This is a genomic window from Psychrobacter sp. TB20-MNA-CIBAN-0197, from assembly GCF_040309765.1.
Taxonomy (GTDB): Bacteria; Pseudomonadota; Gammaproteobacteria; order Pseudomonadales; family Moraxellaceae; genus Psychrobacter; species Psychrobacter submarinus.
In genome coordinates this window covers 1-246 of the sequence record NZ_JBEOPC010001192.1, presented here as the reverse complement: position 1 = coordinate 246, position 246 = coordinate 1, and the positions used below count along the sequence as shown (strand labels likewise).

1 protein-coding gene is annotated in these 246 nt (G+C 35.4%); it reads right to left on the bottom strand.

The features are described 5' to 3' along the window. Positions 1–246, bottom strand: a 246-nt coding sequence (locus AAEY83_RS17720; RefSeq protein WP_351061303.1) for an outer membrane protein transport protein, incomplete at both ends; no start/stop codon positions are given.

Here is a 246-nt window from a genome sequence, read left to right as displayed (position 1 = left end):
AAATTCAGCTATTGCAGGAAGTGTTATTTCAACAGAACCAGGTAATTCAGTTCCATTTAATCCACCAAAAGCTGTTGGTATTTGATTCGAATAATCACCTTCGAATGTAATATCTGTTTCTGTACGATAATTAAAACCAAAACGGCTGTTATCATCTAGCTGATACATTAAACCAACATTTAAAGCGTAACCTGTATCATCACCTTCCAAGTTCACAACTTCAGTGCTTGAAGCAAATGGTAAACC